We start from the raw sequence: 23,286 nt of genomic DNA on the forward strand, positions 1-23,286 counted from the left end.
TTAATTTATAAATTAATAATTGGTGATATGAAAGAAATAGTTTTAGGGGTTCGCAATCTACAAGTTGAATTTATCAGTGATAGCAGTAATGTCAAAGCTATTGATGATATTAGCTTCCAGTTACATCAAGGTGAAACTCTGGGAATAGTGGGAGAGTCTGGGAGTGGAAAGTCAGTTACAGCTTTAGCAATCATGGGTTTGTTGCAATATCCTGGAAAAGTAACTAGAGGGGAAATTTTCTTTTCGCGGACAAATAACCAACCCCTGGATTTATTAACATTATCACCTCAAGAAATGCAGCTTTATCGAGGTGGTGATATTGCAATGATTTTCCAAGAACCGATGACTTCTTTAAATCCGGTTTATAGTATCGGTTTTCAGTTGCAAGAAGCAATTATGCGACATCAAAATGTAAATGCAATTGCAGCGAAAAGAATTGCGATTGCGGGTTTACAAGAAGTTAAACTTTTACCTAGTGATGAGCAAATTCAAGAACAATATATTAATAATGATTTGTCTGAATCAGGGAGTTTTAAATTAGCACAATTGGTGAAAGAACACAAAGAAGCAATGCTGGAACGCTATCCTCATCAACTATCTGGGGGACAATTGCAACGAGTGATGATTGCAATGGCAATTTCTTGTAATCCCTCTGTATTAATTGCTGACGAGCCAACTACAGCTTTAGATGTAACTGTGCAAGCGACAATTTTAGCATTGTTGTATGAATTACAACAAAGTCGCAATATGGCAATGATTTTTATTAGCCATGACTTGGGGTTAATTTCGGAAATTACTGACCAAGTGGCAGTGATGTATAAAGGTAAAATTGTGGAATATGGTGCTGCTGCACAAATTTTCAACAATCCCCAACATCCTTATACTAAAGGACTTGTAGCTTGTCGTCCTAGTTTGAACCGTCGTCCCCACAAACTGCTGACTGTTTCTGACTATATGAGTGTCACAGAAGATGAATTTGGCAAAGTCATAATTCAGGCTAAAGAACCCGCACAACCATCGGAAATTACTAGGGAAGAGATTAATCAAAGATTAGCAAATAACAGTGCAAAACAACCTCTGTTGACAGTTCGTAACTTGGAAGTTGGTTTTCCAGTTCGGGGAGTATTTGGAGCCACAAAACGTTACCATAAGGCGGTAAATGGCGTTTCTTTTGATGTCTTTCCGGGAGAAACTTTGGGATTGGTGGGGGAATCGGGTTGCGGTAAAACTACTTTGGGTAGAACCCTGCTGCGATTAATCGAACCGATGAGCGGTAAAATATTCTTTGATGGACAAGATATTACTCACTTGACTGGGAAAACTTTGCAGCACTTACGACGGGAAATGCAAATTATTTTCCAAAATCCTTTTAGTTCCCTCAACCCCCGGATGAAAGTTGGGGAAGCGATTATTGAACCCCTATTGATTCATGGTGTGGGTAAGTCAAAACAACAGCAACAAGCTAGGGTTGTGGAACTTTTAGAAAGGGTGGGTTTAAGTGCAGATGATCAGAAAAAGTATCCTCATCAATTTTCAGGTGGTCAGCGTCAACGGGTTTGTATTGCTCGCGCTTTAGCTTTGAATCCTAAGTTTATTATCTGCGATGAGTCTGTTTCTGCTTTGGATGTGTCAGTGCAAGCACAGGTTTTAAATTTATTAAAAGAATTGCAAGCGGATTTTCAACTAACTTATATCTTTATTTCCCATGATTTAAGTGTAGTGAAATTTTTGAGCGATCGCATTTTGGTGATGAACCAAGGAAAAATTGTGGAATCAGGGACATCTGAAAGTATCTATTTAGAACCAAAGGAAGAATATACGCAAAAATTAATTGCTGCAATTCCTACTGGTAGTCCTGAACGGATCAGAAATCGGCACAATTAAATAATAAAAGTGTACACACATCTCTAGACAGGATGCTAAACGTGATCCGATCCCCCTAAATCCCCCTTAAAAAGGGGGACTTTGAAGAATTTAGCCCCCCTTTTTAAGGGGGGTTGGGGGGATCTAAACGTTGTGGGGCAACTCTAGAAGACTTGTGTGTACACTGTAGGCTTGCGGGGAGGGGGCTAAGATGTACCTCATAAGAGCGCAAACCGCTGTATCGTACTTTCTTTCATTAACCAAATAATCACAAAGAGAATTTACATCTTGATTAAGTTGGGAATTGCGATCTAATTTCAATACTTTACAAGTAGATTTTCAAGCATCCGTTAATTCATTATAACGTTGATTCGCTCTTTCCCTGGTCAGAAACGTATTTAACGCCCCCATAAACTCAGGAAAGCCAGTTTTGCTTAAACAAATAGAAATCTCAGAACGAACTTGAGCAACCCGTTCTAAATCATTAATAAATTGGTCAGTTCCCACTTGATTATTCATGATAATGCCACTTTATTTAATATTCTTAAATTTAGATTCTAGAAAAAGTTTATAAACCAGAAAAGCCAAAGCCCCAAACATTACAATTCCTGCCAAAGCTGAGGCTACTTTCACTGCAACTATAGTTGCCACAGCCAAACCAAAAAGCTGTCCACCAAGAATTACTTTTCTCAGCCAAGATTTTTGAGATTGTGCTGGTTGGTGTTTTTGCGTTTGATAGAAAGGTGCATCAATACCATGGATTTGATCATCCATTTCGCGCAGTCGCTTTTCTACCTGACGTTGAAGGTCTTGATTATGTTCATGGGGAGATTTCATCAGCGTCCACCTTGTTTAGGACATTATCGATTATATTATATGATAATTTGTACCAGGAAATTCACAAAGCATATTATCATTGCTGCATTTAGTTTAGATTCAAGATTGTGTCCTGGCTTTTCGGAAATTATGGGGAAAAAGATCACAATAGGATTTCGTTAAATGTCAAAATTTGATAGCGTTCGCGAAGCGTCCCGGAGGGAACTAGCGCTGCTGCAAGCAGATCGGGAATAACTCAGGTAGATTCAACATGAATATCAAAAATGGATTTATTGGTACGATTGGTAACACACCTCTAATTCGCTTGAACAGTTTTAGTGAAGAAACAGGTTGTGAAATCCTGGCCAAAGCCGAATTTCTTAACCCTGGTGGTTCTGTGAAAGATCGGGCTGCACTTTACATTATCGAAGACGCAGAAAAAAAAGGACTCCTCAAACCTGGAGGTACAGTAGTAGAAGGAACTGCGGGTAATACGGGTATTGGACTAGCACATATCTGCAATGTCAAAGGTTACAAATGCTTGATTTTTATTCCCAATACCCAATCTCAAGAAAAAATTGATGCTTTGACTACCTTGGGTGCGGAAGTTCGTCCTGTTCCGGCTGTACCTTACAAAGATCCGAATAATTACGTCAAACTATCTGGTAAGATTGCGGCGGAAATGGAAAACGCCATTTGGGCTAATCAGTTTGATAATTTAGCCAATCGTGTTGCCCATTATGAAACCACAGGTAGAGAGATTTGGCAACAGACAGGCGGTAAAATTGATGGTTGGGTGGCGGCCACTGGTACGGGTGGTACTTATGCTGGTGTGGCTATGTACCTCAAGGATCAAAATCCGGGCGTTAAATGTGTAGTTGCTGATCCTTTGGGTAGTGGACTATATAGCTATATCAAAACTGGGGAAATCAAAATGGAAGGAAATTCTATTACTGAAGGTATTGGTAATAGTAGAATTACCGCTAATATGGAAAGCGCACCTATTGATGATGCGATCCAAATTGATGATTCTGAAGCCTTGCGAGTGGTTTATCAACTATTAAGAAAAGATGGTTTATTAATGGGTGGTTCAACGGGAATTAATGTCGGTGCGGCTGTGGCTTTAGCTAAACAATTAGGACCAGGACATACTATTGTGACTATCTTATGTGACAGTGGTTCTCGCTATCAATCACGGATATTTAATAGTGAATGGTTAGCAAGTAAAGGATTAGTTATCAATTAGGATTTTTTTACTTATCTGTTATGAGGTACATCATAGCCCCCTCCTCGCTTGCGGGGAGGGGGTTGGGGGTGGGGTTCATGTACCTCACTCAATCAAAAATCGTTGTAATCTTACTTTAGTTACTGGTAATTTGTCTCATTACCAAATAATTCAAGATTTAGGCTATTCACTAATACTAGATAACTGGCGTTTATAGTCAAAATGGTGATGAATGAATTAATATCAAATATCTCAAATCAGGAACAACCTCTTCCTATTTGTGTCCAAGTATGTCAACATCGTACTTGTAGGAAACAAGGTGCAGCAGAAGTATTAGCGGCTTTACAAGCTTTACCTATACTTAATGTGACAGTTATACCAAGTGGCTGCTTAGGTCAATGTGGTAATGGGCCAATGGTGTTAGTGTTACCGGAGATGGTTTGGTATTGTCGGGTTTTACCCCAAGAAATACCTAGATTGGTAGAACAACATTTATTAAGTGGTAAAAGAGTTAAGAAAATGCTTTATTATCGGTTTCATCCCCACGGGTAAACTAACTGAAAATATATAAATCCTTTAATTTAGCACAAATGCAGTGAGGGAATGAATGGATATTCAGCATCTACGTCAATCATTAAAAATCAAGTGGCTGAGTTATTACGAACAAAATCGTGCTTGGCTAGTAAAAATGCGAATTTGGAAAGATTATGATGGTATACGCCGACCTTCTTCTGGGTACATTTTAGCAACTTTATCTACTTTAGAACCAGAGCTAAAAAAAATCCTGCCTTTTATTTTGGATTTAAACAATGATCCTGATCAAATAATTGTGGCTTTGCATTTACACTTCAATCCTGAACAGGAGTTAAAATTATTAAAAGCCCAGCATTCTACAGCCAGAAATGAGATTGTTAGTACGTCTCCTGCTCATATACATTTAATAGATTCACCTATCTCCAAAGAACGTAAACAGGTGTTATTGAAAATGTCTACAAGTGTTTCCGTGATGGCTGTTGCTACGCCGGTGCATCATCATTCTTCTGTTAAGTTACCTGTGGGACTGGAAAGGGAGCAAATAGACAAACGATTTATCAATACTAGAATTCCCGTCCAAAATATTCCCGGTGTTTCATCTACCCATAGCAGTATTTTTCCGTCTTGGATAGATGAATTGTGTCCAGGTAGAGGAAATAGATAATCATTACAGCGATTCTTGATTGAATGAGGTACATGAACCCCACCCCCAACCCCCTCCCCGCTTGCGAGGAGGGGGCTATGATGTATCTTATAACAGCATCATCTATATTATTGTGAAAGTATTGGGTTTTCTCAACTTTGTCGCGGGTCTTCATCTGGTGGATGCCAACCTGTCCAGTTCTAATATTCCAGTTAATTCAGCTTGTTCTGTTGTATTTAACATTCCTGCTTTGTTTTTATCAACAAGTTCTTCTAACCTAGATTGTAATTCTGGAGTGAATTTAAACAAATTCAAATTTCTGACTTTGCTGATTTCAATTCCAGATTCTATCCAGTATGAGGGTTGAATCATTACTTGAGTCATCATAGAATTATCTTAATAATTTTGATAACCTTTATATTATAACATAATCAATAATGAAAATATTGATTATGTTATAATATTTTTTGTCTGATAGCGTAGCGTGGCGCAAGCCATATCAGGATAACCAGGATTAGAGGATTTTCAGGATGTGGTTGTTTGATTGTCTATAATATATACAGATTTTGGGATAATAGATAAGTTATCAGTTAAATTATCCGCTGTTAATTCTTGACTATTACTGTAACTGGATTTTATAATCTTCAAATCTTCACAGACAATTTATCAATAATCCTGTACATCCTAAAATCCTGGACATCCTGATTCAGACAATTACAATTTCAGCATCCCACCAACAACCTACAAATTACCATCCTGTAAATTCATGAACACATCTCATACCCAAAATCTAAAATTAGACGAAATTACATATATAATCAATGGATGTGCAATGAAAATACACCGAACTTTGGGAAATGGTTTTCAGGAGGTTATTTATCAAAGATGTATGGAAATTGAACTTAAAAAATCAGGTTTAAGTTTTGGAAGGGAGGTGGAACAAACAATTTATTATGAAGGAATTGAAGTAGGAACACGCAGGGCGGATTTTATAGTTGAAAATCAGGTTGTGGTGGAGTTAAAAGCGGTTATTTCTTTAGAAGATGTTCATTTAGCGCAAGCGAAGAATTATTTGGTAGCTTATAATTTTCCTGTGGGATTATTGATTAATTTTGGTGGGTTGAAGTTGGAATACAAGAAGGTTTTTAATCCTAGATTTCAGGGTTAATTTGTCTGATAGCGAAGCGTGGCGAAGCCATATCAGGATAACCAGGATTAGAGGATTTTCAGGATGTGGTTGTTTGATTGTCTATAATATATACAGATTTTGGGATAATAGATAAGTTATCAGTTAAATTATCCGCTGTTAATTCTTGACTATTACTATAACTGGATTTTATAATCTTCAAATCTTCACAGACAATTTATCAATAACAATCTGTCTGAATCAGGATAACCAGGATTAGAGGATTTTCAGGATGTAGTTGTTTGATTGTCTATAAAATATACAGATTTTGGGATAATAGATAAGTTATCAGTTAAATTATCCGCTGTTAATTCTTGACTATTACTGTAACTGGATTTTATAATCTTCAGATCTTCACAGACAATTTATCAATAACAATCCTGTACATCCTAAAATCCTGGACATCCTGATTCAGACAATAACAATTTTATCATCCCACCAATAACCTACAAATAAAAATCCTGTACATCCTAAAATCCTGGACATCCTGATTCAGACAATAACAATTTTATCATCCCACCAATAACCTACAAATAACAATCCTGTACATCCTAAAATCCTGGACATCCTGATTCAGACAATAACAATTTTATCATCCCACCAATAACCTACAAATAACAATCCTGTACATCCTAAAATCCTGTACATAAAACCAAAGTCATATATATCCGTGATTTTCTTACTCATGCAGAATATGATAGAGATAAATGGAAAGATGATGAATGGTTTAATAGCTAATACTAATTAGGATTGATAAATTAGGTAAAACTAAGATTGGTATTATTCAATCTCAGTCATAATATTTGGTTCTACCGCTCCCCTTGTGATTAAATATCCCTTTTAGATATCCAAAACCATTGATGTATATAGGTTTTATCTAAATTAATAGCGATCGCCTATTTCTGAAAACATTAAAACCTCAAATCCAGTCAGGGCAAGGGGTTCAGGGATATTATATCGAAAATATCATAAAGGGAGCGGTAGAGCCTAATATTTTTATTCCTAATATTTAAGCAAATAATACCATAATGAGCGAATGTTGAATCATCACAGCAGCTATACACAATTACTTGTATCTTTCCCCCCACGTTCTATAAAGAATGAAGAAGATTTAGAAAAAATTCAAGCAGTTGTTGATAATCTACTTGACAAGGGGGAACTAACAGAGGAAGAAGAAGACTATTTGGATTTACTGGGAATTTTAATTTATGAATATGAGGAAAAACAAAATCTGATTCCAGATATCTATGGAGTAGAACTTTTAAAAGTTTTAATTGCGGAATTAAATCTGAAACAAAAAGATTTAGTTCCTATTTTTAAAACGGAGTCAATTGTTTCCGATGTACTTAAAAACAAGCGTAAATTAACAGTTGAACATATTGAAAAGCTGGCAAAGTTTTTTAATGTTTCAGCCGCTGTATTCTTTCCAAAAAATCCATTAGAAAGAGATTTTTTAGAAGTAGCGTAACGCACTATTTCAATAACAAAATCAAAATGGTGCGTTAATGAAATGTAACGCACACTACAAATTAACTGTCTCTGTCTGAATCAGGATAACCAGGATTACGGGATTTATGGCTAACGCCACGCTTCGCTATCAGGATGTTGTTGTTTGAAGTGGGGATTTTGAGGATTTTTTTGTCTGAATCAGGATGTCCAGGATTAGAGGATTTTCAGGATGTAATTTTTTATTACTGTGATTGTAATTATCATTTTTCCTCTTTCAATATTCACAAACAATTCATCAATAACAATCCTGTACATCCTAAAATCCTGGACATCCTGATTCAGACAATTACAATTTTATCATCCCACCAATAACCTACAAATAACAATCCTGAAAATCCTAAAATCCTGGACATCCTGATTCAGACAATTACAATTTTATCATTGTTCTAATTTATGGATTTTTTGTAAAATATCTTGGCGTAGTTCGCATAAGCCAAACCACTCAAAATAATCCATTTCATCCCCTAAACTTCCTGAGTTAAATTTTTTTACGAATTGTTCAGAGGTGAGTTGATATTTTATTTCAAATTGTTCTAAATCAGAGTTGTAAATGGCTAATTTTTGACGATGACGGATTAAGATTACATTTAAAAGTTGTCCAATAATTCTTTCTAATTCTGTGTTGTCGTTACAGTTTTCACTCAGCAATTCTAATTTTTCCAATGTATTCATAATTATATATACCTTTGGTGATTTTCTCAAATGGTGCTAATTGTTAATTTCCAGAAGATGGAAACCGCAAACATAACAGAGGTCTTACTTGTTGAATAGTTTCAAAATCACGATCATTATGAATTAGGGTTAGCTGGTTTTCTATTGCTATTTGGGCAATACAACAATCTATACTACTTCTAACAGTTAACCCTTGTCTTTGTAAATCATAATAAATTCGTGCAGCGAAAACCCAAGTATTATCAGTTGCTTCAAGATAGTCTTGTTCTTGCAGGTAGGTTTGCAATAACATCCACTCCCTTTCATCCCGACAACCTTGTAATAATTCCATTTGGGTAAATCGAGTCAGAAAGACATTTTCATCTTTTATAAATGTCTGGAGATTTTGACGTGCAACTCCTGTTTTATTGCGTAAAACATTTATCCAAATGGAAGTATCAATCAGAAACATTTCGATTTTCTCGCAATGCTTTGTAGTCATAGTCAGGAGTAAATTGAATTTGTCCACTTAAATCAAGTAAATTCCGTTTTTTACGAACGCGAATTAGTTCTTGTAATGCTAGATGAATTAATTCTTTTTTGGTTCGCACGTTAGTTAAACGAAATGCTTCTTCTAGTAACCCGTCGTCAAGTTCAATATTGGTTCGCATGATATTTAGGTAGATTATGTGTATGGATATGTGTATTATACACTATTTTGTCTGAATCAGGATAACCAGGATTAGAGGATTTATGGCTAACGCCACGCTTCGCTATCAGGATGTAGTTGTTTGATTGTCTATAAAATATACAGATTTTGGGATAATAGATAAGTTATCAGTTAAATTATCCCCTGTTAATTCTTGACTATTACTGTAACTGGATTTTATAATCTTCAAATCTTCACAGACAATTTATCAATAACAATCCTGTACATCCTAAAATCCTGGACATCCTGATTCAGACAATTAAAATATCAGCATCCCACCAATAACCTACAAATCACAATCCTGTACATCCTAAAATCCTGGACATCCTGATTCAGACAATTAAAATATCAGCATCCCACCAATAACCTACAAATCACAATCCTGTACATCCTAAAATCCTGGACATCCTGATTCAGACAATTAAAATATCAGCATCCCACCAATAACCTACAAATCACAATCCTGTACATCCTAAAATCCTGGACATCCTGATTCAGACAATTAAAATATCAGCATCCCACCAATAACCTACAAATCACAATCCTGTACATCCTAAAATCCTGGACATCCTGATTCAGACAATTAAAATATCAGCATCCCACCAATAACCTACAAATCACAATCCTGTACATCCTAAAATCCTGGACATCCTGATTCAGACAATTAAAATATCAGCATCCCACCAATAACCTACAAATCACAATCCTGTACATCCTAAAATCCTGGACATCCTGATTCAGACAATTAAAATATCAGCATCCCACCAATAACCTACAAATCACAATCCTGTACATCCTAAAATCCTGGACATCCTGATTCAGACAATTAAAATATCAGCATCCCACCAATAACCTACAAATCACAATCCTGTACATCCTAAAATCCTGGACATCCTGATTCAGACAATTAAAATATCAGCATCCCACCAATAACCTACAAATCACAATCCTGTACATCCTAAAATCCTGGACATCCTGATTCAGACAATTAAAATATCAGCATCCCACCAATAACCTACAAATCACAATCCTGTACATCCTAAAATCCTGGACATCCTGATTCAGACAATTAAAATATCAGCATCCCACCAATAACCTACAAATCACAATCCTGTACATCCTAAAATCCTGGACATCCTGATTCAGACAATTACAAATAATGGAAGGTATTTTGCAGCTTATTTTTATGTTCGCATTGTTTTGTCTAATAGGCTCTTTATCTGGTGCTGTTCCTGCTATTTTAGTACCTTATTTCTTTTGCGGTTCTTTAATAGTAATGTTTGTAACAGCAGGTATGATCTCTAAGTAATCTACGTATTTAGTCCGTAGGGTGCGTTAGCACCAGCGTAACGCACCTTAAATAATTAACAAATCACAATCAAAAAGGTGCGTTACATTTCAATAACGCACCCTACAATTAATTAACTATAAGCCTCCATCGGTAAACAAGAACAAACAAAATTCCTATCCCCAAAAGCTGCGTCTATTCTCCCCACACTGGGCCAGAACTTATATTCCTTATTCCAAGGTGCAGGATAAGCAGCTTGTTCACGGGAATAAGGATGATTCCACTCACCAATAATCAAACTTTCCGCAGTGTGAGGGGCATTTTTCAAAACATTATCTTCAATGTCCATCTTACCAGATTCAATTGCCGCAACTTCCTCACGAATCGCAATCAAAGCATCACAAAAACGATCTAATTCCTGTTTAGATTCACTTTCCGTTGGTTCTACCATAATTGTCCCCGCAACAGGCCAAGAAACAGTAGGTGCATGAAAACCATAATCCATTAACCGCTTCGCAACATCATCAATTTCAATCTGCGCTGATTTCTTCAAAGAACGCAAATCTAAAATACATTCATGTGCCACCAAACCATTTTTTCCCTGATACAAAACCGGATAATAAGACTCTAATTTCTTAGCCATGTAATTAGCATTCAAAATGGCAATTTTGGTTGCTTCCGTCAACCCATCTGCACCCATCATGATAATATACATCCAAGAAATCACTAGGATACTTGCACTACCCCAAGGTGCAGCAGAAACAGCACCCAAATCACCACCCATTCTCACCACAGAATGTCCAGGAAGGAAGGGGACAAGGTGGGAAGCCACACCAATGGGACCCATACCGGGACCACCACCACCATGAGGAATACAGAAAGTTTTGTGTAAATTCAAATGACAGACATCTGCACCAATATCACCAGGACGACAAATACCTACTTGGGCATTCATATTAGCGCCGTCCATGTAAACTTGTCCACCATGTTCATGAATGACAGCACAAATTTCTTGAATTGCTTCTTCAAATACCCCATGAGTTGATGGATATGTCACCATTAAAGCTGAAAGTTCACTACTATGTTTTTCAGCTTTGGCTTTTAAATCTTCAACGTCAATATTACCATGATCATCACAAGCAACTCCTACTACTTTCATTCCACACATTACCGCACTTGCAGGATTTGTTCCATGGGCAGATTGGGGAATTAAACAAATATTTCTGTGTCCTTCTCCCCGACTTTGATGATATTCATGAATTACTAAAAGTCCTGCATATTCACCTTGAGAACCTGCATTTGGTTGTAAGGAAATTCCTGCAAAACCTGTGATTTCTCCTAACCATGCTTCTAGTTGTTGGAACAGAATTTGATAACCTCTAGTTTGGGAAATTGGCGCAAAAGGATGGATTTTCCCAAATTCTGCCCAAGTTACGGGAATCATTTCCGAAGTTGCGTTTAACTTCATGGTGCAAGAACCCAAAGGAATCATTGATGTTGTTAATGATAAATCCTTGCTTTCTAGTTGATGTAAATAACGTAATAACTCAGTTTCTGAATGATAACGGTTAAAAACTGAGTGAGTGAGATATTTACTTGTTCTTGATAGTTGATAATGAGAAATTGATAATTCTTCTACAGTGAACGGTAATTGATCTTTCAATGCAAAAATTTGCCAAATATCAATTAAATCTGCTTCTGTGGTAGTTTCATCTAAGGAAATACCAACAGTGGAATTATCAAAAATTCTCAAGTTGATATTTCTCTCATTCGCAGCGTCGAGAATTGCATCTAATTTGGTATTTCCTAATTCTACCCGCAAGGTATCAAAGAAGTTTTCCGAACTGATTTTATAACCTAACTTTTTCAGTCCTGCTGCTAAGGTTGCGGTAAGTTCATGGATATTTTGAGCGATCGCTCTGAGTCCATCCGGTCCATGATAAACTGCATACATACTCGCCATTACTGCAAGTAAAACCTGTGCCGTGCAAATATTACTGGTGGCTTTATCTCTGCGAATGTGTTGTTCACGGGTTTGTAAAGCCAGACGTAAGGCAGGTTTACCATTTACGTCCTTGGATACCCCAATAATTCGCCCTGGAACGAGCCGTTTATACTCTTCCTTCGTGGCAAAATAAGCAGCGTGTGGTCCCCCAAAGCCCAAGGGAATACCAAATCTTTGTGTACTGCCTACAGCAATATCAGCCCCTAATTCACCGGGAGGTGTAAGTAATGTTAAACTCAAAGGATCTGCGGCTACAGTCACCAATGCACCCTGAGCATGAGACTTTGTGATAAAATTGCGGTAGTCGTAAATTGTGCCGTCGGTTGCGGGATATTGGAGAATTGCACCAAAAATTGATTCTGAGAAATCAAAAGTTTGATGATTACCGATAATGATATTTATCCCTAAAGGTTTTGCGCGTGTTTGCAATACATCAATGGTTTGAGGATGACATTCACTAGAAACAAAATAGTTATGGGATTTGTTTTTGCACACACCATAACTCATACTCATTGCTTCTGCGGCTGCTGTTCCTTCATCAAGTAAAGAAGCGTTAGCAATTTCTAACCCCGTCAAGTCAATAATCATGGTTTGGAAATTTAACAACGCTTCCAAACGTCCTTGGGCAATTTCTGGCTGATAAGGGGTGTAAGCTGTATACCAACCGGGATTTTCTAAAATGTTGCGTTGAATGACTGCGGGGGTGATACAGTCGTAATAACCCATGCCAATAAATGAGCGATAAACCTGATTTTTGTCAGCTATCTGTTTTAACATTCCTAATGCTGCATATTCGCTTTGTGCTGCTGGTAAATTTAGGGTTTGATGAAAGCGAATCCCCTGTGGTACTGTTTTATCAATGAGATCATCAAGGCTGGAAAGACCTAATATATTCAGCATTTGCTGAACATCATCAGGGTTTGGTCCAATGTGTCTTTGTGTAAAGTCGCTCAGTTTCTGACTACTGTGAGCTTGAATGCGCGGGGAATTAGTTACCACAAATCGTTCTCCAAAGATTTCTATATTAATATATTGTAATGATCACTTTTGGATATTAGGGTTTTTTCTATATCTTGTTTTTATCTCACGCTCCAGACGCAGAGAGTTTTTAAGTGTTGGTTTGTTTCATTGATTGGTAATGTTGCCATTTTTGTTGTAGTCGTTTTCTTTTTTCCTGTGTTAGACTCTCGAAACAATGGTGACAAGAAATACCTTGTTCATATTCAGATGAAGATTTATCTGCTTCAGATATGGGATATCCACAACAAAAGCATAATTCATGATATCCCGCTTCTAAGTCATGATTAACTGTGTTTCTTTCATCAAAAACAAAACATTCTCCTTCCCATAAACTTTCTTCTGGGGGAATTTCTTCTAAATATTTGAGAATGCCTCCTTGGAGGTGATAAACTTCTGCAAACCCTTGAGAAAGTAAATAAGATGAGGCTTTTTCACAGCGAATACCTCCAGTACAAAACATAGCTACTTTTTTATGTTTATTAGTATCAAGATGTTTTTGGACATATTCAGGAAAGTCTCGAAATATTTGGGTTTGCGGATTTTCTGCACCTTTAAATGTGCCAATAGTGACTTCATAATCATTGCGGGTATCAATGACGGTGACTTCGGGGTTAGAAATTAATTCGTTCCAATCTTCAGGTTTTACATAAGTTCCTACTTTTTCCGCAGGGTTCACTTCTGGTAATCCTAAAGTGACAATTTCTGGCTTTAATTTAATTTTTAATCGTTCAAAAGGGGGAATTTCTGTATAAGATTCTTTGTGTTCTATATCTGCAAATCGTGAATCATTGCGAAGAAAGGCTAAAACTACATCAATTTGTTGACGAGAACCAGCAATTGTGCCGTTAATTCCTTCTTGTGCTAGTAAGATTGTTCCTTTAATCTCTTGTGACTGACAGAAGGATAATAAGGCTGTTTGCAGTTCGTCACAATCAGGCAGATTCACAAATTTATACATTGCAGCAACAACAATCAGATTTTCTGGGTTCATGGTCTTGGTAAATTAATAATAATTGAAATAAAAGTATTTTAGGATATTGAGTTTAGATTGAGTCCAAATCACTTAAACCAACTTTCTCAGGTGGATGTAAATTTGCAGCAAATAACAAACGACGTAGATTAACAACACCGGCACGATTCAAACGCAAAGATTCAACCGTTACCCGTCCAGAAGGTGTTTTACCAATAACCTGAGTAAAATCATCATTCCAATTAAAATGATCAGTCCAAGCTTGCTGACGAGGATTAAATAATGCTATTTTTTCCTCAGTTTCTGGATCAATTGCCTCTGTTTTGGTATGTTTATGAGCATTACATCCAAAGCAACTCCAAGCGAGATTTTCTAAAACATTTTCACCACCTGCTTTTCGAGGTTTTATGTGTTCAACTGTAAAACTTTGTGTTGCAAATTTTTCAGAACAACGACAATACTCACAGTAACCACAACTACGAGCAGCAACAGCACGTCTAATTGATTCCGTAACTCGATCTGACATCAGGTTAAATTAATATCTGTAGGTGAAAATTGATTAATCAGCACGTTTAAATCAACTTGTCGAACTTGAGCTAATTGAATCAATGCTTGTACGCGTTCAGTATCTTCTTGTTCAATCCGATCAATATAGGTTAGCAATTCTTGATACTCTATCTCTGTAATTTCTTCATTTTCGTTTTGTTCCCGTAAATAAGATAATCTATTTTGTTGCTCAGAAGATAACCGATGTTGAATTATTTGCAATAAAGCAACTTCGCTCATAGAATAATTTTGCGTTTGTGATAGCTGTAAAGACTCATGAGAAAGAACTTCTAAAAATTCAACTGCTTTAATTAATGACTCTCCTGGTAATTGTTCCAGTAGTTCAATTGCTCTTTGACGAATTTCCGTAGTTACAGTCATAATTACATGACCTCATTTTATATTTATAGATAGCTTAAATTGTAACTCATAATCATCTTAATAATGGATTATTTTGTCAGAATCAGGATATCCACCGATTCAAGGATGTACAGGATAGCGATTTTGTTGTGTTTTCTAATCTGAAAAAATCATCTGCGTTTATCCGCGTTTATCTGCGTTCAATAATTTGTCTGATAGCGTAGCGCAAGCCATATCAGGATATCCACCGATTTAAAGATTTACAGGATGTTAGTTTGCGTTGGGGATTTTTTGGATTTCAGAGGTAACAGGGAATAGGCACACCGGAACAGGAAAAACTCATGTTTGAGTAGAACATGAGATTGAAATAATGACACTGTTTTTTTCGGGCTACGCATCTTGTAAAAACATCTTTTTTTTGACTGAAGCTCTAAACTGGTGCAAATGAGTGTTTCTTATCTGTTCCCTGTTCCCTGTTCCCTGTTCCCTTCTTTTGTAACATGGCACGAGCTTTTATTTGGTTGTTATCGTTTACCTCTTTCTAAAAAGAAAAATAAAATTGTTCACTATCTGCACGAAATAATTAAGAGAACTCCACAAAAAAGATTATCCAATTTTGTGGGATGGGCATCTTGCCCGTCCCTGTATTATTAGCGGGCAAGATGCCCGCACCACAAGAAATTTTAGATATTTCTTTAATTGGAAGTCTCTAAACCAAAAATTCCTATTTTGCATGATGATGGTGTAGCTGCTGAGTGATTTGCTAATAAAAGATCACGACTTGTAGGAATAGGAAAAACTCCTGCATATCCAGATGGGCAAATTGCAGCTATATCAAAGGTAAATGATTTAATTTTAGTAACAAATAATGTTTCAGATTTTAATAATTTTGAAAAAATGAAAATAGAAAATTGGTTTATGGTGTAACCTTGGAAAAACGGAAATGTTTATATAGCGGTTATCGTTCGGATGCAATACAATCGAGAGGGCGGGGAAACCCCGCCCCTACGAAATTAATTATGTTTAAATATTAGTGACAAGTTATTTGCTGGCATAATGCGAGTTTCTTGCAAAGTCAGGTTTTCCACTGCTGCTGCTGTAATCACATCTTCCAAATTCCGCACTCCCCAATCTGGATTTTCTGCTTGTAAAGACTCATCAAAAGCGGCGTTACTAGGTGCGGTATGCTCACCATCTTGTTTGTAGGGACCATATAAATAGAGGATACCACCAGGTGGCAGAATCCTTCCAGCCCCTGCCATAAGTCCTAAACAGGCTGACCAAGGGGAAATATGAATCATGTTAATATTGACAATAGCAGAAATAGGAAGCTCTGGTAACGGCTCTGTTTCCACAGCCCAAATTGCCGAACTAGCATCTAAATTTACGGGTGGTTGCAGAACATCACAGGGAAAAAATTCAGCCCACGCGCTAATACTAGCAAGCAGTTCTGGGTTAGGGTCAGAAGGTAGCCATTGTCGAGGTGCTAAGTGATAGGAAAAAAATGTAGCGTGTTCACCTGTACCACTGGCTATTTCTAAAACAGTCCCATGTTGAGGCAATATTTGTAATAGTACCTCTAAAATCGGTTCACGGTTGCGCTGGGTTGCGGGGGCAAATTTTCGCTGGTCTGGTGATGTGTTCATATCTGGCTATATCTAGTTATTATTCAATATGATAATTAAATTAGCAGCGATTTCTCAATTTTAGCCTTTTTCGCCATACCACAGGAGAACAACTTGCCTAAATCTATTCATTCCACCAAACCACCGCTAAAATTTATTCCTCAACGTCATAATCCCTTTGTTGTTAAAATTATATCTTGGTTTTTGCCTTTTATTTTGCGGGTGAGAACTAGACCTTGGCTACCTGCGGGTATTGTCAATATTGAAGCTAAAAATGCGGAAGTCTTAGCCAAATTATACCAAGAATTTCAAGCAGGTAAAGTCCGATTTTTAATCGCTTTCCGTCACCCAGAGGTAGAAGATCCGCTGTCTATGTTATATCTGCTATCACGGATTGTCCCAAAAGTGGCACGGGAAAAAGGTATTAATCTCAAATACCCAGTTCACAGTCATTTTATGTATGAACGGGGGATGACTTTATGGGCAGGAAATTGGTTAGGATGGTTATTTTCCCGACTTGGTGGTGTACCTGTTCGCAGGGGAAAACGCGTAGATAAAAACGCCATTCAAATGGCCCGAGAATTATTTGCTAATGCTGAAATGCCGATAGCGATCGCTCCTGAAGGTGGTACAAATGGACATAGTAGTAGAGTCAGTCCCTTAGAACCAGGTGTAGCACAATTGGGTTTTTGGTGTGTGGAAGATTTAAAAAAGGCTAACCGCGAAGAACAGGTTTTTATTATTCCTATTGGTATTAAATATAGTTACGTTAACCCCCCTTGGCAAAAAATAGATTGGCTATTATCTAAATTAGAAGCTGATAGCGGTTTACCTGTGACAGAAATTAGTGCAAATGGTAAGGATTTAGAAGGAATTTTATATCAGCGAGTCCTGCGTTTAGCTGAATATCTAATTTCAGAAATGGAGGAATTTTATCGGCGTTTTTATCATCAAGAATTGCCAGAAATTATTACTTCAGAAATTCCGATAAATGAGGCATTAATTACTAGATTACATCGCTTAATGGATACTGCTTTAAAAATCACAGAAAAGTATTTTAATGTGCAGTCTCACGGTAATTTTATTGATAGATGTCGGCGTTTAGAAGATGCTGGTTGGAATTATATTTATCGAGATGATATTGCCGATATTCAAAGTTTACCACCTTTTAAACGTGGTCTAGCTGATTGGGTAGCCCAAGAAGCAGATTTAAAAATGCAGCACATGAGAATTGCGGAAAGTTTTGTGGCAGTTACTTCTAATTATATTCTCGAAAAACCCACACCAGAAAGATTTGCAGAAACAATATTATTAATGTTTGATATGTTGTCTCGCATTCAGGATTCTACCTTACCAGGAAGGCCGCGTTTAGGTTTAAAACAAGCAATGATTTTTGTCGGTGAGCCGATTAATATTAATGAAAGATGGGAAAGTTGTCAGGGAAATAAACAAGTTTTGCGGAAGGGTGTTAGTCAGTTGACGCAGGATTTACAAATGATGTTGGAGAGCTTAATTAAAGATTAATCTGTATTTTCTCTAAGAGGATGTTTGATAGCTTGCCTAGCGTTAGCCATAAAGTTCTCTTGTCGGTATCAAAAGTTTTAGATCCCTCTAAATCTCCCTGAAAAAGGGAGACTTTGATGACCGTTCCCCCGTTTTTAAGACTACGGTGTACACACATCTCTAGACAGGATGCTAAACGTTATCCGATCCCCCTAAATCCCCCTTAAAAAGGGGGACTTTGAAGAATTTAGCCCCCCTTTTTAAGGGGGGTTGGGGGGATCTAAACGTTGTGGGGCAACTCTAGAAGACTTGTGTGTACACCGTAGGTTTTTAAGGGGGGTTATGGGGGATGTAAAAGTCTCTAAAGTCATAGCGAAACACTTTATGGCTACGCCACGCTTCGCTATCAAATAACCTCTAAGAAAGCATTATTTCCTGCTATACAATTACACATCTGCAATTAACCTAGCCTTTCTCAAGAAAAATTGCAGTACCGTTTCCTCGCGGGAAATAATATCAACTCTACCTTCCATTCCCAATTGAATGTTACACAGATTTTTCCCTTTACCTAAAACCAAAGTTTCTGGTTTAATAGTCACTTCATAAAAGGCATTTGGGGCTACTGCTTTCGGACTACTATGAGGATGGGAAATTCCCTCATTTGTGCTATTTTGTCGGGGAGTAATAGCGTCTGGAGAAATCGCCTCCACTTTACCATTGAGAGTGCCATAATCGGGGTAAGGACAAGCACTAACTCGCATTTGGACTGGTTGACCTATTTTGAGCTTACTTTTCGCTTCTGATGCCACTGCTGCCTTAATAATCTGATTAACATTGTTGGGGACAATCTGCAATATTTCCTCCCCAGGACGTACAGTTTGACCAGAATTACGCAAGTTGATTTGAGAAATAATACCATCAGCCGTAGCAGTAATAGTAGTTTGATTTAGTTCAGTTTCCACTTGTTTTAGTTCGCTCGTATCACGTTCTAGCTGTTTTTGAGCTTCCATGCTTTGTTTGATCATTCCTTGATGTTCTTTCTCTAAAGCTGCTTTATTACTTTCACCCCCAGCTTTTTCTTGAGCTATGCGCTCATTAGCAATTTTTACTTCAGCATTACTAGGATTTAAGGCGGCTTTAGCACGTTGCTTTTTAGCGATCGCAGCAGATACCGCTTGTTCCTGCTGTTTTGTAGCTAACTGTGCTTCCTCTAATTGATTCTTAGACAATGCTTCCGCTAGACTCTCATATCGCTTTTGCTTTAACTTCGCTACATTCAAAGCTGCCTCAGTAGAATGGAGATTAGCATCAGCTTCTTCAAGTTCAGAAACAGTGGTAATTTTTTTATCATGATATTGTCGTTGGCTATCGCTTAATCCGGCTTTGGCAGCATTAATAATTCGATTAACTTTATCAGTTTCGGCTCTAATTTGACTCTCAAGAATTTGAATTTGAGTATGAATTTGTAATATTTGCAATTTACTTTGCTGAATATTAATTATCAATTGGCTTTTTTTAGTTTGCAAACGAGAGTCATCAATAATAGCAATCTGATCTCCTGTTTTCACAACCTGATTTTCTTTGACATAAATCTGCATTACTTTACCTTCCGTTGTAGCCTGGACAATTCGCAATTCTCCAGATGGACGTACAACCCCCTGTCCTTGAATTGTCACCTTATATTTAGCGACTGCGGCCACAGGAATAGCTAGTCCGAGAACGCAGAGAATAAACATACCGCCAAAGGTAGTCCAACGAGCAATTGGAGGCAGGAATTCATCTGTTTGAATAGGGGGTAAAAAGTCGTTGTTGGTAGTCATGGTTAATAGAAAGTGACGGGATAGAAATTTACAAGATATAAATTTACATAATATAAAATCAGAAAATAACAGTTAATAATTACCGTAGGGGTTTAGCACTGCTCATTTGTGTCAACTTAGGCTACAGATAGCTTATTTGTTTGGCTTCCACACCCGCCAGGGAATAAATTCCCTGTCTAATAGCTCAAGTCCGTTAAAACGGACTAATAAATTTTCCTAGTATTCAGTCATCTTTAGATGACTTTTGCTATGAGACTGGGAATTCATTCCCAGACGGGTTAAAGGTTTTACGTTAAGTTGACAACAATGAGCATTACTAAACCCCTACAAATCCTTAATCTAAAAAGTCCAAATGTTCGCCAGGAATTTTAGATAAATCTGCTGGTGTCCCCTGGACTTTTAAGCGTCCTTGTTCTAGAAATACAATCCAATCTGCACACTGGATTACCTTGGGACGGTGACTAATTAAAATAGTGGTTTTACCCTGACGATATTCTAAAAGCCTCTTGAGTATTTGTGCTTCACTCACTGGGTCAAGTGCGCCCGTAGACTCATCTAAAATCAACAAAGGGGGGTTAGTAACGATGGCTCTAGCTATGGCTAATCGCTGCTTTTGTCCTCCCGAAAGATTAGCTCCAAATTCTCCTAAAACCGTTTGATATTTATCAGGTAATTCGCTAATAAAATCATCTGTCCCAGTAATTTGACAAGCTTTGACAATTTCCTCAAAACTGATGTGAGGATAGCTAAAATGGAAATTGTCAATAATAGAGCGACTCCAAAAATGTGGTTCTTGGGGAATTAAAATTACTTGTTGTCTGAGACATTCCAAAGATATATCCTGTTGATTGTAAAGTCCATAACGAATATTTCCTGACTGCGATTGATATAAACCAGTCATTAATTTTGATAGGGTACTTTTACCACAACCAGATTTACCAATTAAAGCAATGACCTGACCACCAGGAATAGTTACAGAAAAATCTTGCAATAAATCAACTCTACCTGTGTGGTGAAAATTAATTTCTGTGCAAGTAATCTCTGCATTGGCAGGAATTTCTACCCACTGTTTTTTTAGATCATTTTCATCTTCTGGAGTCGCATCAATAACTTCTGTCAGCCGTTGAATAACTATTTGCGAAGTGATAAATTCATCTACTAAACCAATGACAGAACTTAAAAAGCCGAGAAGATTACCACTCATCCCGTTATAAGCCATCAATTGTCCAATTGTTAAAGTTCGATTAATTACTAAATAGCTACCAATCCAGAGAATACCAATATTAATAAATGTAGAAAGAATATTTGTAACTGTGCTGCTATAAAGTCCTAGCTGCATAGTAGTCCAGGACAAGTTAGCCAAACGACCAAAATTTCCTTGATATTCTTCCCAGGCTTGGGGTGTAGCTTGGGTAGTTTTTAAGACTTGTACTCCTCGAAATGTTTCGACCAAAAAGCCTTGGTTTTCTGTACCAGAAACAATCATATTGCGGGTTTTCTGTCGCAGTGCTGGTAAAAAAAGCAAGTTAACACCCGTAATTATGACAAATGCCAATATAGACGCTAGAGTTAACTCCCAAGTATAAAAGAGCATAAAACCCAAGGAGACTACCGCAATAAAAAATTGACTGGGTAATCCCAAAACAATTTGGGAAACTAAGTTATTGATAGCGTGAACATCTGCAATGCGGCTGACAACTTCCCCGCTACGTCGTCCTTCAAAATAGGATAGGGGTAAATGTAAGAGTTTGCGCCCATATTCTAGGATTAGTCCTAATTGTAATCTTTGACTAAAATGACCGATGAGGTGGGATTGTACCAAACTAATGGCGCTTTTAATTAAGTTCATGGCGATAACGCCAATAGCGACGGTAGTTAATAGTTGGGTATCTCCGCGCACTAGGACATCATCCGTAAGTAGCTGCATCATGAAGGGAGATGCCAGGGAAAGCAGACCAATAGCGATATTTAGGGAAATGGCTTGGGCTATAATAAAGCGATAGGGGTAAATCCGTTGCAGATAACGGACAAAACCAGCAATTTTATCTGATTCCTGTTGATAAAAGCGGCTTTCATCTGGAAGCAGCAGCAACATCACCCCATTATTCCAACCTGTAATTAATTCTTGGTGAGTCAAGTAACGAATACCAACGCTGGGGTCGCCAATGACATATTTATTGCCCTTCTGCCCGTATAATACTACCCAGTGGTAGCCTTTCCAGTGAATAATCGCAGGGAGAGGAGTTTGATCTAATTGATTGATGAGTTGAGGAGAGGCTTTAACTTGTCTAGTATGGAATCCCAGGGCTTCTGCACCCCGTCGTAATCCTAACAAAGTAGTTCCTCTCGCTCCAGTACCAACAGCTTCGCGCACTCGATTGAGGGTAAATGTGCGTCCGTAGTGTTGGGAAATTGTGGCTAAAGCGGCTGCACCACAATCTTCTTCACTGTGTTGAAGGACTATTTTGTATTTCATTTTCTGGCGTGATTTTTGAGGAGAAAATTAGATACCCGACTTCTTTTTTCTGATAAATAAATTATGAGGCGATATAAGAAGTGGGGGATATTGGAGCAAATATTGAAGGAGGATTGACGCAGAAAAACTATTTATTAAAGCCGGGGTCAAAGATTGACTGGTCTACCCTATGGAGATAGATGTCATGAATGGTTTTTTTCTCTCGAAATTCATATATACCCTTATCGAACAAGTTATATTCTTTGGAATCAAATTCAATTTTCTCTCTTTGACCCCTAGTCATCAATTGAACTATTTCACCGGGTCTTAGTAGTGATTGTTTGCCACCTACTAGTCTGTAAGCGATGTCGTACCTTGTTTTATTTCTAATTGTACATCGTATACCACCAGAAATTATTTCCGCAGCCTGTTCGTCAAGTTCTTCCACCAAAGCCAAATTTTGTAAGATACTTTGGTTATTTTGTAGAGATTTTTTTTCTGTGATAGCCATTTGATTTTCTCCTAAAAGTTCCTGTTTAGGAAATACGCTAAATATTT

The 23,286-nt window shown here is 37.4% G+C and carries 21 protein-coding genes and 1 pseudogene; 8 read left to right on the forward strand and 14 right to left on the reverse strand.

The annotated features are described in order from the left end of the window. Nucleotides 1-27: 27 nt before the first annotated feature. Nucleotides 28-1,884: an ABC transporter ATP-binding protein gene (locus tag EZY12_01615; GenBank protein QSX68437.1), complete on the forward strand. Its 1,857-nt coding sequence runs from the start codon at nucleotides 28-30 to the stop codon at nucleotides 1,882-1,884. Between the two features lie 318 nt (nucleotides 1,885-2,202). Here the strand turns inward: EZY12_01615 and EZY12_01620 are convergent, their stop codons facing one another. Further along, nucleotides 2,203-2,382 (reverse strand): hypothetical protein, encoded by a 180-nt coding sequence (locus tag EZY12_01620; GenBank protein ID QSX70864.1) that lies wholly within the window; start codon nucleotides 2,380-2,382, stop codon nucleotides 2,203-2,205. 12 nt (nucleotides 2,383-2,394) lie between these two features. Then, nucleotides 2,395-2,700 carry a hypothetical protein gene (locus EZY12_01625; GenBank protein ID QSX68438.1) on the reverse strand — a complete coding sequence of 102 codons (306 nt, stop codon included), beginning with the start codon at nucleotides 2,698-2,700 and terminating at the stop codon, nucleotides 2,395-2,397. A gap of 250 nt (nucleotides 2,701-2,950) precedes the next feature. Between EZY12_01625 and EZY12_01630 the strand changes: the two genes are divergently transcribed. The 3 genes from EZY12_01630 (at nucleotide 2,951) to EZY12_01640 (ending at nucleotide 5,102) form a co-directional block, all read left to right on the forward strand. Next, on the forward strand, nucleotides 2,951-3,925 hold the full coding sequence (locus EZY12_01630; protein ID QSX68439.1) for a cysteine synthase A: 975 nt from the start codon (nucleotides 2,951-2,953) through the stop codon (nucleotides 3,923-3,925). 207 nt (nucleotides 3,926-4,132) lie between these two features. Continuing rightward, nucleotides 4,133-4,456 carry a (2Fe-2S) ferredoxin domain-containing protein gene (locus EZY12_01635; GenBank protein ID QSX68440.1) on the forward strand — a complete coding sequence of 108 codons (324 nt, stop codon included), beginning with the start codon at nucleotides 4,133-4,135 and terminating at the stop codon, nucleotides 4,454-4,456. 55 nt (nucleotides 4,457-4,511) lie between these two features. Beyond that, on the forward strand, nucleotides 4,512-5,102 hold the full coding sequence (locus EZY12_01640) for a hypothetical protein (GenBank protein QSX68441.1): 591 nt from the start codon (nucleotides 4,512-4,514) through the stop codon (nucleotides 5,100-5,102). A gap of 150 nt (nucleotides 5,103-5,252) precedes the next feature. Here EZY12_01640 and EZY12_01645 read toward each other — a convergent pair whose 3' ends face one another. Then, nucleotides 5,253-5,468, reverse strand: a complete 216-nt coding sequence (locus EZY12_01645) for a hypothetical protein (GenBank protein QSX68442.1) — start codon at nucleotides 5,466-5,468, stop codon at nucleotides 5,253-5,255. Nucleotides 5,469-5,847: 379 nt separating this feature from the next. Between EZY12_01645 and EZY12_01650 the strand changes: the two genes are divergently transcribed. The 3 genes and pseudogenes from EZY12_01650 (at nucleotide 5,848) to EZY12_01660 (ending at nucleotide 7,735) form a co-directional block, all read left to right on the forward strand. Then, nucleotides 5,848-6,249, forward strand: coding sequence for a GxxExxY protein (locus EZY12_01650; protein QSX68443.1), 402 nt, complete (start codon nucleotides 5,848-5,850; stop codon nucleotides 6,247-6,249). 663 nt (nucleotides 6,250-6,912) lie between these two features. Beyond that, nucleotides 6,913-7,005: pseudogene (locus EZY12_01655) on the forward strand (type II toxin-antitoxin system HigB family toxin). 298 nt (nucleotides 7,006-7,303) lie between these two features. Beyond that, nucleotides 7,304-7,735, forward strand: a complete 432-nt coding sequence (locus EZY12_01660) for a transcriptional regulator (GenBank protein ID QSX68444.1) — start codon at nucleotides 7,304-7,306, stop codon at nucleotides 7,733-7,735. Between the two features lie 419 nt (nucleotides 7,736-8,154). Here the strand turns inward: EZY12_01660 and EZY12_01665 are convergent, their stop codons facing one another. The 8 genes from EZY12_01665 to EZY12_01700 all read right to left on the reverse strand — a co-directional run bounded on the left by EZY12_01665 (nucleotide 8,155) and on the right by EZY12_01700 (nucleotide 16,971). Then, nucleotides 8,155-8,448 (reverse strand): hypothetical protein, encoded by a 294-nt coding sequence (locus EZY12_01665; GenBank protein QSX68445.1) that lies wholly within the window; start codon nucleotides 8,446-8,448, stop codon nucleotides 8,155-8,157. Nucleotides 8,449-8,491: 43 nt separating this feature from the next. Then, nucleotides 8,492-8,899 (reverse strand): PIN domain nuclease, encoded by a 408-nt coding sequence (locus tag EZY12_01670; GenBank protein QSX70471.1) that lies wholly within the window; start codon nucleotides 8,897-8,899, stop codon nucleotides 8,492-8,494. Continuing rightward, nucleotides 8,886-9,098, reverse strand: coding sequence for a type II toxin-antitoxin system VapB family antitoxin (locus EZY12_01675; protein ID QSX68446.1), 213 nt, complete (start codon nucleotides 9,096-9,098; stop codon nucleotides 8,886-8,888). Before EZY12_01675 ends, EZY12_01670 begins: the two co-directional genes overlap by 14 nt. 1,459 nt (nucleotides 9,099-10,557) lie before the next feature. Beyond that, a complete protein-coding gene (gene gcvP, locus EZY12_01680) occupies nucleotides 10,558-13,428 on the reverse strand; it encodes an aminomethyl-transferring glycine dehydrogenase (protein QSX68447.1) in 2,871 nt (956 codons plus the stop codon). 109 nt (nucleotides 13,429-13,537) lie between these two features. Beyond that, entirely contained in the window at nucleotides 13,538-14,440 is a 903-nt protein-coding gene (locus tag EZY12_01685) for a rhodanese-related sulfurtransferase (GenBank protein QSX68448.1), read from the reverse strand. A gap of 52 nt (nucleotides 14,441-14,492) precedes the next feature. Continuing rightward, entirely contained in the window at nucleotides 14,493-14,945 is a 453-nt protein-coding gene (locus EZY12_01690) for an HNH endonuclease (GenBank protein ID QSX68449.1), read from the reverse strand. Further along, complete coding sequence (locus EZY12_01695; GenBank protein QSX68450.1) at nucleotides 14,945-15,346, reverse strand: hypothetical protein; 402 nt, start codon at nucleotides 15,344-15,346, stop codon at nucleotides 14,945-14,947. Before EZY12_01695 ends, EZY12_01690 begins: the two co-directional genes overlap by 1 nt. Nucleotides 15,347-16,338: 992 nt before the next feature. After that, nucleotides 16,339-16,971: a DUF938 domain-containing protein gene (locus tag EZY12_01700; protein ID QSX68451.1), complete on the reverse strand. Its 633-nt coding sequence runs from the start codon at nucleotides 16,969-16,971 to the stop codon at nucleotides 16,339-16,341. Nucleotides 16,972-17,064: 93 nt separating this feature from the next. Here EZY12_01700 and EZY12_01705 point away from each other — a divergent pair, with 93 nt between their 5' ends. Beyond that, nucleotides 17,065-18,474, forward strand: coding sequence for a 1-acyl-sn-glycerol-3-phosphate acyltransferase (locus tag EZY12_01705; protein ID QSX68452.1), 1,410 nt, complete (start codon nucleotides 17,065-17,067; stop codon nucleotides 18,472-18,474). 425 nt (nucleotides 18,475-18,899) lie between these two features. Here the strand turns inward: EZY12_01705 and EZY12_01710 are convergent, their stop codons facing one another. From EZY12_01710 to EZY12_01720, 3 genes are all read right to left on the reverse strand, one after another. After that, on the reverse strand, nucleotides 18,900-20,273 hold the full coding sequence (locus tag EZY12_01710; protein ID QSX68453.1) for an HlyD family efflux transporter periplasmic adaptor subunit: 1,374 nt from the start codon (nucleotides 20,271-20,273) through the stop codon (nucleotides 18,900-18,902). 334 nt (nucleotides 20,274-20,607) lie between these two features. Continuing rightward, entirely contained in the window at nucleotides 20,608-22,749 is a 2,142-nt protein-coding gene (locus tag EZY12_01715) for a peptidase domain-containing ABC transporter (protein QSX68454.1), read from the reverse strand. A gap of 127 nt (nucleotides 22,750-22,876) precedes the next feature. Continuing rightward, complete coding sequence (locus tag EZY12_01720) at nucleotides 22,877-23,239, reverse strand: hypothetical protein (protein QSX68455.1); 363 nt, start codon at nucleotides 23,237-23,239, stop codon at nucleotides 22,877-22,879. Nucleotides 23,240-23,286 lie beyond the last annotated feature (47 nt).

This window comes from Dolichospermum sp. DET69 (genome assembly GCA_017355425.1).
In the GTDB taxonomy this organism is placed as follows: domain Bacteria; phylum Cyanobacteriota; class Cyanobacteriia; order Cyanobacteriales; family Nostocaceae; genus Dolichospermum.